We start from the raw sequence: 12,517 nt of genomic DNA, 5'->3' as shown, positions 1-12,517 counted from the left end.
CCCCACGAAGTGAGGGCTCAAGCGGGCGGCGAGGGTCGGAGGGGGCCGGGCGCCGCGTTCACCGGCCCGGCCCGGCGCCTGTTCCCGGCGGGGGGCGGCGCCCCGGCGGTGCGGGTGGGTCTGCCCGGGCTCACCAAGGGGTCATATCCCCCATGCCGGGTTTGCGGCGAGGATCATGCGGGGGCGGGAGCACCCTGCGCACCTCCACGGCACCCCCGATTACATCTACCAGCGAGTAGTAAGCCCTGAGGCCCCCACCACCCCCTCCCCGGTTACTCAGAGTGGCCAAGGCAGGCCCTCCCAGGGGACTAATGGGACATCTCGCCCCCCTGCCCTTCCCGGGTTCCGACCCCCTGCTTTCTGGCCGGGCTCGAACCCCCGTTTACCGGCCCGATCGGCCCCGTTCGGGCTTTTGGAGAGCCCATCAGGGCCGGGATGCGCGCCCAGGAATCACCGGGGTGCTCTCGCGGTGTACAGGGCGCCCCACCCTGCTATCACCCTGCGTATTTGCCCAGGTCAGGGAGGGGTGGTGGTTTCAGGGGCAGCCGACCCCGGCGCCCGGGGCGGTGCAGGCACGGCGATCCCGCCCCCGGCAGCCCCCACCCGCCCTGCCGCGCCCGACCGACCGGCCGGTGCCCGCCGCTGCCCTCGCTGCCTGCTTGAACCGCCACCCCGTGGGGCGCCGCGCCCGGGCGATCGCCTTAGCCCCGCCCCTACCTCTGCCGTCGCCGCTGGCTTGAACCTTCGCTCTGCGGGGCGCCGCGCCCGACCGACCGGCCGGTCCCCACCACCGCCTTCGCCGCCTGCTTGAACCTTCACTCCGCGAGACGCCGCACCCGACATCGACGCAAGGGGGCGGTCCGCCCGCCCCCCTCCGAGCGGGCGGACCGTGCTTCGGCCCCGGACCTGCGTCCGGCCGGGATCAGGCGAGGGCCGTCGGTGGGGTGAGCAGCGGCCGGAGCGGGAGCGGGCTCCCGTACCCGGCGCGGATCACCGGCCAGCGGCCGGCGACGGCCGCCGCAGGGGCGGGGCGGGTGTAGCGGCGGACCCGGGAGCGCGGGCGGCGCCAGGAGAGTCGGCGCATCAGGACCACCGCCCCAGGGAGTCGGGGCCGTCCGCCGGGTCGGAGGCGGCGGGAGGGGCGTCGTCGGGGGCGAGTTCGGCCCAGACGGAGTGGGCGGGCTGCTCGGGCGGGGCGGTGAAGCCGTAGGCGGCGGAGGCGAGCGCGACGAGCGCGAGGCCCCGGCCGCCCTCGGCGTCGAGCAGGGCGGTGTCGCCCAGGACGGATGGCGGTGGTTGCGGTGTGCGCGGGGTGCCGGGGCGCGGGCCCTCGTCGTAGAGGCGGAGGGCGAGCCGGTCGTGCGGGGTGAAGAGGGCGGCGATCATGATCCCGCCGTCCCGGCCGGAGGCGGAGTGCCGGACGACGTTGGACGCGAATTCACTGGCCACCAGTTCCAGCCGCTCCCGCAGGTCGGTATCGGTGCGGTAGGGGCGGGGGCAGGCGGAGAGCGATCGTGCGGCCCAGACACGCAGTTCCCCGGCGGAGCCGGGGGTCCCGGCGAGGGCGAGCCGCGCGAACGCGGGCCCCCAACCGGTTCCGGGGTGCGCGGCGGACGGGCGTGGCACTAATGTGGACACGGTTCTACTCCCTGGGTTAGCAGGCGGGTGGGACTAGGCCCTGCCTTTGGGTGCTCCACCACCCGGCAGGGCCGTTTTGTTTGCACAGCCGACAGGCGTTCTGCGGATTCCTCCGCGCTGCCGAGCCGAGGCTGCGATACTGCGAGTATGGGCCTCGTGACAGAACTATGCAAGGCTTATATGCAAATCAATATGCGACTCGCGTATTCTTGATGCATGAGGAAGCGGAAGACCACACCCCCCACCAAGAACCCGACGGTGGTCCGCTGGCAGTTGGCCGGAGAACTCCGCCGGCTGCGCGGTGACCGGAGCGCGAACGAAGTGGCCAAGGCGCTGAGGATGACGCCTTCCATCGTCTTCCGCTGGGAAACCGCGGGTTCCGACGGAGTCGTCCCCGCGTCAGGCACCCTCACCCGCCTTCTTGAGTACTACGAGGTGGATGAGGCGGAGACTCAGCGCCTCATGGCGTTGCGCGACGAGGCCCGTTCACGCGGCTGGTGGCAGCCCTATGACCTGGACAAGCACTACGGAACCCTCATCGGCCTGGAGGCGAACGCCTCTGAGATCGAAGCCTTCGACCCGCAGCTCGTCCCCGGACTGCTCCAGACCGAGGATTACATGCGCGCGGTCATCAAGGGGACCCGCCCCGACATCGACCCGACAACGCTCGAACAGCGGGTCAATGTGCGGCTGCAGCGCCAGCGGACCTGGGAAGAGGGGTCCACGGAACTCTGGCTGATAGTGGGAGAGGCGGCCCTCCGCCAGTTGATCGGCGGCCCGCCCACCATGCACGAGCAGCTCACACGGCTTCTGGAACTTTCCGAGCATCCCAGGATCACCCTGCAGGCGGTCCCCTTCTCCGAGGGCGCCCACCCGGGCCTGGAAACCAGCGGTTTCCTTATCCTCCGCCTGTCCGAGATCTCCCTGACGGCCGTCTACGTCGAAGGCCGGACCAGTAACCTGTACCTCGACTCCGAGGAAGACATCGAGACCTACGAGAAGGTCTTCGACAACCTCCGTGCGGCTGCCGCTGGGGTCCAGTCGACAACATCGCTGATCTCAAGCATCCGGCACGGTTTGCGGAAGGAATGACGACGCCGATGCCCCACATGACAGACCCCCGACGCACCACCGACGGGCAGTGGCGGAAGTCCAGCTACACCGGTGACCAGGGGAACTGCGTCGAGGTCGCACTCGACTGGCGCAAGTCCTCCTACAGCGGCGGAAACGGCAACTGCGTCGAGGTCGGCGCCCACCCCGCCGCCGTCCTGCACGGCATCCGGGACTCCAAGAACCCGGACGCCGCCGCGCTCTTCCTCCCCTCCTCCGAGTGGGCCGCCTTCGTCATCGCTGCTCGGGAGCACCGGCTCTAGGTCCGTCAGGCCCGTCAGGCCCCTCCGGCGTCAGGCGTAGAAGTCCGGGCGGGGGCCGATGCCCGTCGGCTCCGCCTCCCCGGTCCGCTGGGAGCGGACGGCCGCGTCGCAGGCCACCGCCGCCGCGTACCCGTCCCACGCGCTCGGGCCGGCGGCGGTGCCCTCGGCCGCCGCCATGACCCACTCCCGGATCTCGGCGTCGTAGGCGTCCGCGAACCGGTCCTTCCAGTCCTGGAGGACCGGCGTGCTCAGCCGGGCCGCGGAGCGGACCGCGGGGGCGGGCGGGGGCGGCAGCTCGGCGGTGCCGGCCTCGCCGACCACCTCGCACCGGATGTCGTAGCCGTACCGGCAGTTCACGAAGACCTCGACGTCGACCCGGGCGCCCGATTCCATCCCGAAGAGCATGAACTGCGGGTCCCGCAGGTGCTCGAAGCGGTTCCGGGTGCGCTTGGGGAACAGCACCTGCGCCGAGGCGATCTCGTCGTCCAGCAGCCAGCGCGCCGCGTCGATCTCGTGCACCGCCGTGTCGTGCACCGCCATCTCGGTGCGGTAGGCCTCCGGCGCCGAGGCGTTGCGGTGCACGCAGTGCACCATCAGCGGTTCGCCCAGGCCTCCGCCGCCGACCAGCCGCTTGAGGGCCCGGTGGCCGGCGTCGTAGCGGCGCATGAAGCCGACCTGCACCAGGCGGCGGCCGAGCGCCTGCTCCGCCTCGATGATCTTCAGGCAGTCCTCGGCGGTGGTGGCCAGCGGCTTCTCGCAGAGCACCGGTTTTCCGGCGGCGATGGACGCCAGCACCGTCCCGGCGTGCGCCGGGCCCCAGGAGGCGACGAGCACCGCGTCGACGTCGCCGGAGCCGACCAGTTCGCGGTCGGAGGCGGCGGTGCGGGCCCCGCAGGACGCCGCGACCGCCGCGGCCCGGCCGGGGTCGATGTCGGTCACCGCGGCGATCCGGGCGCCGGGGACGGAGGCGGCGATCCTGCGGGCATGGTCGGCGCCGATCATCCCGGCGCCGACCAGGCCGACGTTGAGGGGCATTCCGTGCTTCCTCTCCTTGGGGGCGGGACAGGTCAGCGGGCGGGATCGTGCTTCAGGGCGTCCGGCTCGGCGCCGCCCGCCTTGTGCTGGACGAGGTCGTCCAGGGCCGGTCCGGTGCGGGGCGCGTCCGGCTCCACCTCGCCCAGGCGCGGCACGGTGAAGCGGTCGCCGGCCAGGTGGGCGTGGTGCGGGTCGGGCGTGATGAACACGGCCCCCGGCCCGGCGTCCCGGGCGGCCCGCACGCACCTGAGCACCGCCCCGGACCGCTTGACGCCGAGCCCGGCGGCGGGCTCGTCCAGGATGGGCACCCGGGCGCCGAAGTGCACCGCGCGGGCGATCGCCGCCACCTGCCCCTGCCCGCCGGGCAGGCCGGCGACGGGCGCGTCGATGTCCGGCGGGCCGATGCCCGTCCTCTTCGGCCCGGCGTCGGCGGTGGCGCGTATCTCGGCCCCTGGAGCCGGGTGAGCGGCCGGAGCCCGGCGCGCGGCTCCGGGCCGAGGAAGAAGTCGCGCCGCACCGGCATCAGCGGCAGCAGGGCCAGGTCCGGGTCGACGGTGGCGATGCCGCGGTCCGGCGCCTCGCGCGGCGAGGAGAACGCCACCGGCCCGCCGTCCGCCGGGTAGGTGCCGGCGGTGGGCCGGTGCGGCCCGGCGAGGATCTTGATCAGGGCGGACTCGCCGGCTCCGCTGTCGCCCGGGACGCAGCCGACCCGGCCGGCGTGCACCTCCGGGTCCGCGCCGCTCAGCACCCGGATGCCGGCGGAGTCCTTGCCCGGCTCCGGGGCGGTTCCGTCCGCCGCTCCGCCCGCGCGGTCCGCTCCGCGGTCGCTCCCGGTCACCTCCTGCCGCCGGCCCTGGTGCGGAACCGGCCGTTGGCCGCCACCGCCGGCGGCGGCATGGCGCCGACGAAGGACATCACCCGGTCGTCGGCCCGGCCGGTGTAGGCGATGCCCTGCTCGGTCATGCCGCAGACGAACGCGCCGATCGCGGCGCCGACGGCGGTGCCGTGGCCGCCGGTCTCCGCCGGGCCGGTGAGCGCCCGCATCGCCGCCGTCGCGGAACCGGCTGCTCGGGCCGGGTGATCCGGTCCCAGCACTCGGAGACCGGGCGGAGCGCGTCGTTGGCCGTGGCGCCGCCGGCGCGGGCGTCCTCCAGCCGCTGCGGCACCGGGTCGGCGGGGCGGGCGGCGAACACGTCGCCGGGCAGCGGCACCGGGAGCCGGTCGGTGGAGCCGGGGCCGGTGGAGGCGGTGGAGGCGGTGCAGGCGCGGGCCTGCAGCCGGTCGCGCATCTCGGCGAACGCGGCGGCCTGCACCGGCGCCTGGGCCGCGGTCAGCCGTACCGTCGCCACCCCGGTCACCCTCCCTTCCCCGCCGCGCCGCACATCGGCAGGCGCGGGTCCGCCTCCTGGGCCTCCCAGGTCCCGCGGATCCAGGAGTGCGCGGGGTCGTCGCAGATCCGCCAGGCCCGCTCGGCGCCGGGGCCGGCCATCACGTTGAGGTAGTAGAGGTCGTAGCCGGGGGCGGCCATGGACGGTCCGTGCCAGCCGTGCGGAACGGTCACCACGTCGCCGGTGCGCACCTCGGCGAAGACGTCGATGGGGCGCTCGGCGGTGCCGTAGACCCGCTGGTAGCCGAAGCCGGCGCCGGAGGGCCCGGGTGCGACCTCGAAGTAGTAGATCTCTTCCAGCACGCACTCGGCGGCGGTGGCCTCGTCGTGCTTGTGCGGCGGGTAGGAGGACCAGTTCGACTCCGGGGTGAGCACCTCGCAGGCGATCAGCCGGTCCGCGTGGAACGCCTCCGGGGTGCAGAAGTTGTTCACCTGCCGGCTGGACCGGCCGGCGCCGCGCAGCTCCACCGGGACGCCGTCGGCGGGGCCGTAGCGGAACGGCAGCCGCCGCTCGCAGCGGGCCGAGGGCAGCGCGAACCGGCCGCCGTCGATGCTGGAGACGGTCGCCGCCGCGTCGCGGGGGAGGTAGGCGAAGTCGGTGACCCGGCTGAACACGTCGAGGCGGCCCTCCAGGGCGTACCGCTCCCCTCCGTGCTCCACCGAGCAGGCGCCGCTCAGCGGCAGCACCAGGGTCTCCGCGTCGCCGGTGGCCACCTCGGCGCGCCCGCCCGGCGGCAGTTCCAGCACCCGCAGGCCGGAGTGGCCCCATCCCGCGGATTCGGGAGTGACGACGGTGGAGAACGGGCCGGACGCGGTGGAGCGGGCCGGGACGTGGTGCTTGTTCACCGTGCACCTCCTGGGTCGCCCCGGCCGCCGGGGCCGGGGGCGGATCGGGCCTCCCGCGGTGCGGGAGCGGAGCCGGGGACTTCGCCGCCGGGGCGGGACGCCCCTGCGGCCGGTGGCGGGGCCGGGACGGCGCGGCGGCCCTGCGCGGAGCCGTACCGGCCCGGCCGGGGCCGGCCGTCCGGCGGGCGGGACCGGAGCGCAGCGCGCCGCGGGCCGATGCGCCCTGATCCGATGAGTCCGACGCGCACCGCCGCTCCCTCCGTCCGCCGAGGGGTCCGAACGGGGGCGGACCGGGCGCCGGACCGGCGCGCGGCGTGACCCGGGTCACGCCCCGCCCTGATTTCTACGCCGGGCCCGCACCGGCTGTCAACGATATGTCCAGACATAGTCACATCATGACCTCCGGTCAACATGTCAGGTCGGTAGACTGCCGGCATCCGCCCCGCTCCCCGCCGACAGGAGTCCCGTGGCTGAGACGCCCCTTTCGGTGCCGCTCGACCGCACCAGCCCGATCCCGCTCTACTTCCAGCTCGCCCGGGAACTGGAGCGCCGCATCCGCGAGGGCGAGCTGCCCCCGGGCACCCGGCTGGAGAACGAGATCCTGCTCGCCGGCCGGCTCGGGCTGTCCCGCCCGACGCTGCGCCGCGCCATCGGCTACCTGGTCGACCAGGGGCTGCTGGTGCGCAAGCGGGGCGTGGGCACCCAGGTCGTCACCCCTCGCGCGCGCCGCCCGGTGGAGTCGTCCAGCCTCTACGACGACCTGGACCGGGCCGGCCGGCGCCCGCGCACCGAGGTACTGGCCCTGAGCGTCCGCCCCGCCCCGGAGGCGGTCGCGCACCGGCTGGAGGTGGCCCCGGGCACCGAGGTCTACGCGCTGGAGCGGCTCCGCTACGCCGGCGGCGAGCCGCTCGCGCTGATGCGCAACCACCTGCCGCTGGACCTGGTCGCCCTGGACCCGGACCGGCTCGCCGAGACCGGCCTCTACCGGCTGCTGCGCGCCGGCGGGGTGGCGGTGAAGACCGCCTCGCAGAGCATCGGCGCCCGCGGCGCCACCGCCGCCGAGGCCCGCGCCCTGGGCGAGGCCCCCGGGGCCCCGCTGCTCACCATGGACCGGGTCGCCTACGACGACACCGGCCGCGCCGTCGAGGCCGGCTCGCACGTCTACCGCGCCTCGCGCTACTCCTTCGAGCTCACCCTCACCGGCTGAGGCGCCGACGGCGGGCGGGGAAGCGGCGGCGGAGCAGGCGGTTCCGCGGCTCCTCGCGGGCCAGCAGCGCGGCGCCGATCATGCCGGCCTCGTTGCCCAGCTCGGCGCGGGCGATCCGGGCCTCCGGGCGGTGGCCGCGCCCGGTCAGGTTGCGGCGGAAGGCGGTGCGCGCCGGGCCCAGCAGCAGCTCGCCGCAGTCGGACACGCCGCCGCCGATGACGAACAGCTCGGGGTCGAAGGCCGCGGCCAGGTCGGCCAGGCCCACGCCGAGCCAGCCGCCGACGTCCTCCAGGATCTCCACGCTCGCGCGGTCGCCGTCCCGGGCCAGCTCGGCGACGAGCGGGCCGGTGATCCGGGACGGGTCGCCGCCGACCGCCTGGAGCAGTGTGCGGGCCACCGGCGAGTCGGCCTCGGCCAGCTCGCGCGCCTCCCGGGTCACCGCGTTGCCGCTGGCGTACTGCTCCCAGCAGCCGCGGTTGCCGCACTCGCAGCGGTGGCCGCCCGGGACCACCGACATGTGCCCGAACTCCCCGGCGATGCCGTGGCGCCCCCGGTACAGCGCGCCGTTCAGCACGATCGCGCCGCCGATCCCGGTGCCCAGGTTGACCACCACCGCGTCCCGGTGGCCGCGCCCGGCGCCGATCCGCATCTCCGCCCAGGCGGAGGCGTTGGCGTCGTTCTCCACCGCCACCGGCAGGCCCAGCCGGGCGCTCAGCGCCTCGCGCAGCGGCTCGTCCCGCCAGGACAGGTGCGGTGCGAACAGCACATTGGAGCGGCGCTCGTCGACGAACCCGGCCGCACCCACGCCGACCGCCTTGACCGGGTACTCGGCGCGCAGCTCCTCCACCACGCCGGCGATGGTGTCCTCGACGACCCTGGGGCTCTTGCTGCGGTCCGGGGTCTCGGCGCGCAGCCGCGCCAGGACCCGCCCGGAGGGGTTGACCACCCCTGCGGCGACCTTGGTTCCGCCGATGTCGACGCCGATCACGAGCCCGCGCGAACGGCCGCCGTTCCCCCTGGTGAGTGCCATGACCCGGACAACCCTATCCGGCGGCCGGGCGGTTCCCGCCGCGGCGCGGGCCCCTGTCGGCCGCGCCGCCCCGCCCCCGGTCACCGGCGGGGGGAGGACTCCGGGGAGCCGCCCGCCCCTCCCCTCCTCGGCGGCGGGACCACCGCCCCGACCGGGACGGACGCCCTCCCTTCCCCGGTCCCGGCGCCCTCCCCGGCGCAGGGCCCCGGCAAGGGACGGCAAACGGTCCGCAGCGGCCGGTCAACCCCGGCGGCCCGGGGGTAGGGTCGTCCGGGGAGGGCGGGCCCGCATCTTTTCCGAGGGGCCGACCGGGCCCGCGGAGGGATCCATGCCGAGCCGAACACCCCGGCCGCCGACGCCCCGCACGGCGCCCGGAACCGCCGCCGCACCGGGCCTCGGGCGCCCCGGACGAGCGCCCCGCCCGCACCGCATCGGGGCCGGGCCGGGCCGGGCCGGCGCGGAGGGCGGCGCGCGGCGGGTCCGCGGCGGAGCCGCCCGCCCCCCGAGCGGGTCCGGGCGCCCCGGCGCAGGGGCGCGGAGCGGCGCGGCGCACACCGGCGGCGCCCGGCGCGTCCCGCGCCCCGCGGAGGGGGTCCGGTGAGATCGCTGCGCGGCGACCCGTGGGCCATCCTGGCCGCGCTGTGCCTCGGGTTCTTCATGACGCTGCTCGACCTGACCATCGTCAACATCGCGATCCCGGACATGATCCGGCGGCTGGGCGCGGCCGTGGACGAGGTGCTGTGGGTGGCCAACGCCTACACCCTGGTACTGGCGGTGCTGATCATCACCGCCGGCCGCCTGGGCGACCTGTTCGGGCCGCGCCGGCTGTTCCTGATCGGCGTCGCGGCGTTCACCGCCGCCTCGGTGGCCTGCGGGTTCTCCCCCGATGCGGGGTGGCTGATCGCGGCCCGGGTGCTGCAGGGCGTCGGCGCGGCGGTCATGATGCCGCAGACCATGACGCTGATCATCCGGGTCTTCCCGGCGGAGCGCCGGGGGACCGCGATGGGCGTGTGGGGCGCGGTCGCCGGGCTGGCCACGATCGCCGGCCCCACCCTGGGCGGCCTGCTGGTCACCGGGTTCGACTGGCGGTCCATCTTCTTCGTGAACGTCCCGTTCGGCGCGCTCGCGCTGGTGCTGGGCGCCCTGCTCATCCCGCCCGACCCGCCGTCGGAGGCTCGGCCCCGGTTCGACGGGACCGGCGTGCTGCTGGCCACCCTGGCGCTGGGCCTGCTCGCGTTCGGCCTGGTCGAGGGCGAGCGGTTCCACTGGGGCCAGGTGGTCGGCCCGGTGAGCATCCCGCTGCTGCTGGCGCTCAGCGCGGTGCTGTTCGCCGCCTTCCTCGTCCAGCAGCGCGCCCGGCAGGGCCGCGACCCGCTGGTGCCGTTCGCCCTGTTCGCCGACCGCAACTACAGCCTGATGAGCCTCAACGCGGCGCTGGTCTCGGTGGCGATGCTGGGGTACTCCCTGCTGTTCACCATCTACCTGCAGTCGGTGCTGCAGATGAGCGCGCTGGCGGCGGGGCTGACCATGGCGCCGATGTCGGTGATGTCCATGGTCGCCGCGCCGGTCATCGGGCGCTGGGTGGACCGGGTCGGCGGCAAGTACCTGCTCATCGGCGGGTTCACCCTGTTCGGCGGCGGCCTGGCGGCGCTGCTCGCGCTCGCCTCCCCGGACAGCGGCCCGCCGGTGTTCGTCGCCCCGCTGGTGGTGATGGGCATCGGCGTCGCGTCGGTCTTCGGCCCGATGAACTCGCTGGCGATGTACCGGGTCGAGCCGCGGATGGCGGGCGCCGCCTCCGGGGTGCTGAACACCGTCCGCCAGCTCGGCTCGGTGCTGGGCGGCGCGGTGGTGGGCGCCCTCATGCAGGCCTCGCTCAGCGCCCGGATGGAGGCGGAGGCCCGGGCCCGCGCCGGGGAGCTCCCCCCGGAGGTCCGGGAGCGGTTCGCCGAAGGCGTCTCCACCGGCCACGGGACCGGCCTGGAGCTCGGCCCGCCGGCCCCGCCGGAGCTGCCCGCCGACGTCCCGCAGTCGGTCGCCGACCGGCTCCCGGCGCTGGCGGAGGCGGTGTTCGCGCAGGCCTTCACCGACACCTTCCGCCTGGTCGGCCTGGTCCCGCTGGGCGCGATCGCCCTCGGCCTGGCCGCCACCCTGTTCTCCCGCAACATGCGCGGCCCGCGGCGCGCCCCGGAGAGGACCCCCGCCGCGGAGCGGGACTGACCCCGGGCCCGGCGGCGGCCTTCCTGCCGCACGCGGCCCGCCCGGTCCTCTGCCGGGCGGTCGCCGCCTCGCACGGCCTGGCCGCCCGGCGCTCCCGCCCCGGCTCCCGCGCGCGGCCGGGACGGGCCGCACCGGGAGCGGCGGGAGCGGAGAAAAGGGGCAGGGCCCCGGTCGCGCGCGGGGACCGGGGCCCTGCCGTCGCCGGCCTGCGCTAGGCGCGAGCCGGGTCGACCAGGCTGGAGACGTCCGCCGGCGGGGCCGACTCATAGGGGAAGTGCGTCGCCCCCAGGGCCGGCTCCAGGTCGAACAGCCAGGCGGCCTTCTCGTCGTACTTGGCGAAGAAGGGCTTGCCCACCAGGTCGGCGTCGCGCGCCTGGATCAGGTGGAGCATGAAGACCTTCTCGCCGGCGATCTCGGTGACGCCGTCGACGCAGACCTTGCCGGGCGTGGCCGACATGGACGGGCCCCGGACCGTCCGGGCCAGGCCCGAGACGTTCTTGTAGGCGCCCTGGAAGATCTCGTAGGCACGGGCCAGCGGGACCGCGAAGTAGTCCTGCGGGCCGGTGTCGCGCTCCACGAACATGTAGTAGGGCACCATGCCCATCCGCACCTGGGTGCGCCACATGTGCTCCCAGACCGCCGGGTCGTCGTTGATGGTGCGGATCAGCGGGGCCTGGGTGCGGATCACCGCGCCGGTGCCGCGGATCCGCCGGACCGCCTCGGCCACCAGGTCCGACTCCAGCTCGGCCGGGTGCGAGAAGTGCGCCATGAACGCGAGGTTCTTGCCCGACTCCACGACCCGCTCGAACAGCCGCAGGGTGTCGTCGGCGTCGGGGTCGGTGACGAACCGCTGCGGCCAGTAGCCCAGCGCCTTCGTGCCGATCCGGATGGACTCCAGGCTCTCGACCTCCAGCAGCGGCTCGACGTAGCGGGAGATCACCCCCTCGCCCATGATCATCGGGTCGCCGCCGGTGAACAGCACGCTGGTCACCTGCGGGTTGTCCTTGAGGTAGCGGACCAGGTGGTCGACCTCGCCGGACGCGAACTTCAGGTCCGGCTCCCCGACGAACTGCGCCCACCGGAAGCAGTAGGTGCAGTAGGCGTGGCAGGTCTGCCCCTGCTTGGGGAAGAACAGCACCGTCTCGTCGTACTTGTGCTGCATGCCCTCCAGCGGGTCCTGCCCGCCGATCTTGGGCACGTTCAGGTCCATCTGGCCCGCGGGGTGCGGGTTGAGCTTCGCCCGGATCTCGTTGGCGACCCGGTTCAGCTCTTTTCTCGGCGCGTCCTGGCGCAGCAGGTCCGCGATCCGGGACACGTCGGCCTCCGGCAGCATGTCGGGCTGCGGGAAGACCAGGCGGTACATCGGATCGTCGGGCGCGGAGTCCCAGTCGATCAGCTCGTCGATGACGTAGCTGTTGACCCGGAACGGCAGCACCGTGGCGACCGCTCGAACGGCGAGCCGTTCGTCGGAGCCGAGGCCCGCCCGCGCCGTCAACTCGTCCAGGTGCTTGGAGGTGTAGGCACGGAATCGACGTCCCGCTGACGGGGGCGTCGAAGGGGCCGATGCCGCGTCGTGCGTCAAGCTCACGCGTCTCCCTTCGGGGTGCGGCAGGCCGCCCGGTGATCAACCGGGCAGGCCTGAACCGGGCGGCCCCTCGGCAACGGGGGGCCACCCGGTGAAGCGGTTCTATGATTCGATTACGGTCAGTTACGTGATCAATCCGCCTGACCAGCGGTCGGATGTACCCGATCTCGGGTGATTCTTACCCACTTTCCGGAAATAG

General features: G+C 74.7%; 13 protein-coding genes. 4 read left to right on the top strand and 9 right to left on the bottom strand.

The features are described from left to right. Positions 1 to 922: 922 nt before the first annotated feature. Complete coding sequence (locus tag J0910_RS05500; RefSeq protein WP_420157427.1) at positions 923 to 1,084, bottom strand: hypothetical protein; 162 nt, start codon at positions 1,082 to 1,084, stop codon at positions 923 to 925. Beyond that, positions 1,084 to 1,626 (bottom strand): ATP-binding protein, encoded by a 543-nt coding sequence (locus tag J0910_RS05495; RefSeq protein ID WP_420157426.1) that lies wholly within the window; start codon positions 1,624 to 1,626, stop codon positions 1,084 to 1,086. Before J0910_RS05495 ends, J0910_RS05500 begins: the two co-directional genes overlap by 1 nt. Positions 1,627 to 1,854: 228 nt before the next feature. Between J0910_RS05495 and J0910_RS05490 the strand changes: the two genes are divergently transcribed. Further along, positions 1,855 to 2,730, top strand: coding sequence for a helix-turn-helix domain-containing protein (locus J0910_RS05490; RefSeq protein WP_420157425.1), 876 nt, complete (start codon positions 1,855 to 1,857; stop codon positions 2,728 to 2,730). A gap of 8 nt (positions 2,731 to 2,738) precedes the next feature. After that, positions 2,739 to 3,011: a DUF397 domain-containing protein gene (locus J0910_RS05485; protein ID WP_420157424.1), complete on the top strand. Its 273-nt coding sequence runs from the start codon at positions 2,739 to 2,741 to the stop codon at positions 3,009 to 3,011. A 30-nt stretch (positions 3,012 to 3,041) separates the two neighbouring features. Here J0910_RS05485 and J0910_RS05480 read toward each other — a convergent pair whose 3' ends face one another. The 5 genes from J0910_RS05480 to iolB form a co-directional block, all read right to left on the bottom strand. Next, positions 3,042 to 4,046: a Gfo/Idh/MocA family protein gene (locus J0910_RS05480; protein ID WP_420157423.1), complete on the bottom strand. Its 1,005-nt coding sequence runs from the start codon at positions 4,044 to 4,046 to the stop codon at positions 3,042 to 3,044. Between the two features lie 32 nt (positions 4,047 to 4,078). Continuing rightward, a complete protein-coding gene (locus J0910_RS05475) occupies positions 4,079 to 4,393 on the bottom strand; it encodes a P-loop NTPase family protein (protein ID WP_420157422.1) in 315 nt (104 codons plus the stop codon). Between the two features lie 487 nt (positions 4,394 to 4,880). Continuing rightward, a complete protein-coding gene (locus J0910_RS05470; protein ID WP_420157421.1) occupies positions 4,881 to 5,009 on the bottom strand; it encodes a hypothetical protein in 129 nt (42 codons plus the stop codon). Continuing rightward, positions 5,006 to 5,395 carry a hypothetical protein gene (locus tag J0910_RS05465; RefSeq protein ID WP_420157420.1) on the bottom strand — a complete coding sequence of 130 codons (390 nt, stop codon included), beginning with the start codon at positions 5,393 to 5,395 and terminating at the stop codon, positions 5,006 to 5,008. The genes J0910_RS05470 and J0910_RS05465 overlap by 4 nt, the downstream gene beginning before the upstream one ends. Before the next feature lie 5 nt (positions 5,396 to 5,400). Further along, on the bottom strand, positions 5,401 to 6,279 hold the full coding sequence (gene iolB / locus J0910_RS05460) for a 5-deoxy-glucuronate isomerase (RefSeq protein ID WP_420157419.1): 879 nt from the start codon (positions 6,277 to 6,279) through the stop codon (positions 5,401 to 5,403). 466 nt (positions 6,280 to 6,745) lie between these two features. Here iolB and J0910_RS05455 point away from each other — a divergent pair, with 466 nt between their 5' ends. Continuing rightward, positions 6,746 to 7,486: a GntR family transcriptional regulator gene (locus tag J0910_RS05455; RefSeq protein ID WP_420157418.1), complete on the top strand. Its 741-nt coding sequence runs from the start codon at positions 6,746 to 6,748 to the stop codon at positions 7,484 to 7,486. Here J0910_RS05455 and J0910_RS05450 read toward each other — a convergent pair. Further along, positions 7,476 to 8,516 (bottom strand): ROK family glucokinase, encoded by a 1,041-nt coding sequence (locus J0910_RS05450; RefSeq protein ID WP_420157417.1) that lies wholly within the window; start codon positions 8,514 to 8,516, stop codon positions 7,476 to 7,478. The genes J0910_RS05455 and J0910_RS05450 overlap by 11 nt on opposite strands. Before the next feature lie 597 nt (positions 8,517 to 9,113). Between J0910_RS05450 and J0910_RS05445 the strand changes: the two genes are divergently transcribed. After that, a complete protein-coding gene (locus J0910_RS05445; protein ID WP_420157416.1) occupies positions 9,114 to 10,733 on the top strand; it encodes an MFS transporter in 1,620 nt (539 codons plus the stop codon). A gap of 211 nt (positions 10,734 to 10,944) precedes the next feature. On the opposite strand, the gene J0910_RS05440 is transcribed toward J0910_RS05445, so the two are convergent. Continuing rightward, the gene (locus tag J0910_RS05440) at positions 10,945 to 12,321 is read right to left on the bottom strand and encodes a KamA family radical SAM protein (RefSeq protein ID WP_420157415.1); all 1,377 of its coding nucleotides are present in this window, start codon (positions 12,319 to 12,321) and stop codon (positions 10,945 to 10,947) included. Between the last annotated feature and the right edge of the window lie 196 nt (positions 12,322 to 12,517).

It is taken from the genome of Nocardiopsis oceanisediminis, assembly GCF_048595525.1.
In the GTDB taxonomy this organism is placed as follows: Bacteria; Actinomycetota; Actinomycetes; order Streptosporangiales; family Streptosporangiaceae; genus Nocardiopsis_A; species Nocardiopsis_A oceanisediminis.
The sequence above is the reverse complement of the archived record's forward strand: the minus strand, read 5'-3'. Positions and strand labels throughout refer to the sequence as shown.

Bases quoted from the DNA above. Each gene is read 5' to 3' on its own strand.
- J0910_RS05490 (WP_420157425.1), top strand. From the start codon at position 1,855: ATGAGGAAGCGGAAGACCACACCCCCCACCAAGAACCCGACGGTGGTC.
- J0910_RS05480 (WP_420157423.1), bottom strand. From the start codon at position 4,046: ATGCCCCTCAACGTCGGCCTGGTCGGCGCCGGGATGATCGGCGCCGAC.
- J0910_RS05470 (WP_420157421.1), bottom strand. From the start codon at position 5,009: ATGACCGAGCAGGGCATCGCCTACACCGGCCGGGCCGACGACCGGGTG.
- J0910_RS05485 (WP_420157424.1), top strand. From the start codon at position 2,739: ATGCCCCACATGACAGACCCCCGACGCACCACCGACGGGCAGTGGCGG.
- J0910_RS05500 (WP_420157427.1), bottom strand. From the start codon at position 1,084: ATGCGCCGACTCTCCTGGCGCCGCCCGCGCTCCCGGGTCCGCCGCTAC.
- J0910_RS05450 (WP_420157417.1), bottom strand. From the start codon at position 8,516: ATGGCACTCACCAGGGGGAACGGCGGCCGTTCGCGCGGGCTCGTGATC.